A 2103-nucleotide genomic window follows, 5' to 3' on the forward strand; every position below is an offset into this window, starting at 1 on the left:
CGTGGAACGTCGAGGGGAGCGGTGAGGGTGCCGGGCACGCTGTTGGGTGTCTGAGGGTATGGCCGTCTGGCTGCCTTCAGTGCCGGCCCCAGTGCACTCGAACCTGTATGGGTTTGGGGTGATGGGTGGCTGGTCGTTGTTTGAGAACTGCACAGTGGACGCGAGCATCTGTGGCCAAGTTTTTAAGGGCGCACGGTGGATGCCTTGGCACCAGGAACCGATGAAGGACGTGGGAGGCCACGATAGTCCCCGGGGAGTCGTCAACCAGGCTTTGATCCGGGGGTTTCCGAATGGGGAAACCCGGCAGTCGTCATGGGCTGTCACCCATACCTGAACACATAGGGTATGTGGAGGGAACGCGGGGAAGTGAAACATCTCAGTACCCGCAGGAAGAGAAAACAACCGTGATTCCGGGAGTAGTGGCGAGCGAAACTGGATGAGGCTAAACCGTATACGTGTGAGACCCGGCAGGGGTTGCGTGTACGGGGTTGTGGGATCTCTCTTCTGTCGTCTGCCGGCGGCAGGGCGAGTCAGAAACCGTTGATGTAGACGAAGGACATGCGAAAGGTCCGGCGTAGAGGGTAAGACCCCCGTAGTCGAAACGTCAGCGGCTCGTCTGAGAGACACCCAAGTAGCACGGGGCCCGAGAAATCCCGTGTGAATCTGGCGGGACCACCCGCTAAGCCTAAATATTCCCTGGTGACCGATAGCGGATAGTACCGTGAGGGAATGGTGAAAAGTACCGCGGGAGCGGAGTGAAATAGTACCTGAAACCGTGTGCCTACAAGCCGTGGGAGCGTCGGAATGCATGCTTGCATGTGTTCTCGTGACTGCGTGCCTTTTGAAGAATGAGCCTGCGAGTTTGCGGTGTGTTGCGAGGTTAACCCGAGTGGGGTAGCCGTAGCGAAAGCGAGTCCGAACAGGGCGTTTCAGTAGCACGCTCAAGACCCGAAGCGGAGTGATCTAGCCATGGGCAGGTTGAAGCGGAGGTAAGACTTCGTGGAGGACCGAACCCACCAGGGTTGAAAACCTGGGGGATGACCTGTGGTTAGGGGTGAAAGGCCAATCAAACTCCGTGATAGCTGGTTCTCCCCGAAATGCATTTAGGTGCAGCGTCGTGTGTTTCTTGCCGGAGGTAGAGCACTGGATAGGCGATGGGCCCTACCGGGTTACTGACCTTAGCCAAACTCCGAATGCCGGTAAGTGAGAGCGCGGCAGTGAGACTGTGGGGGATAAGCTCCATGGTCGAGAGGGAAACAGCCCAGAGCATCGACTAAGGCCCCTAAGCGTACGCTAAGTGGGAAAGGATGTGGAGTCGCACAGACAACCAGGAGGTTGGCTTAGAAGCAGCCACCCTTGAAAGAGTGCGTAATAGCTCACTGGTCTAGTGATTCCGCGCCGACAATGTAGCGGGGCTCAAGCGTACCGCCGAAGTCGTGTCATTGCAGCATATACGCCCAACGGCGGCTGTGATGGGTAGGGGAGCGTCGTGTGCCGGGTGAAGCAGCCGCGGAAGCGAGTTGTGGACGGTTCACGAGTGAGAATGCAGGCATGAGTAGCGATACAAACGTGAGAAACGTTTGCGCCGATTGACTAAGGGTTCCTGGGTCAAGCTGATCTGCCCAGGGTAAGTCGGGACCTAAGGCGAGGCCGACAGGCGTAGTCGATGGATAACCGGTTGATATTCCGGTACCCGCTGTGAAGCGTCAAACACTGAACCAGGCGATGCTAAGTCCGTGAAGCCGTTCCGGACCCTTCGGGGAAAGGAAAGTGGTGGAGCCGACGGACCAGACTTGCAGTAGGTGAGTGATGGGGTGACGCAGGAAGGTAGTCCAGCCCGGGCGGTGGTTGTCCCGGGGTAAGGGTGTAGGGCGAACGGTAGGCAAATCCGCCGTTCTTGTGCCTGAGACCTGATGCCGAGCCGATTGTGGTGAAGTGGATGATCCTATGCTGTCGAGAAAAGCCTCTAGCGAGTTTCATGGCGGCCCGTACCCTAAACCGACTCAGGTGGTCAGGTAGAGAATACCGAGGCGTTCGGGTGAACTATGGTTAAGGAACTCGGCAAAATGCCCCCGTAACTTCGGGAGAAGGGGGGCCATCACT

At 57.7% G+C, this 2103-nt stretch carries 1 rRNA gene (cut by a window edge); it reads left to right on the forward strand.

The annotated features are described in order from the left end of the window. The first annotated feature begins 172 nt into the window (after window positions 1-172). A 23S ribosomal RNA gene (locus ACZ5Y0_RS36765) occupies window positions 173-2103 on the forward strand; it runs 1271 nt beyond the window's last position.

The sequence above is a fragment of the Streptomyces sp. NPDC033216 genome (assembly GCF_055577115.1).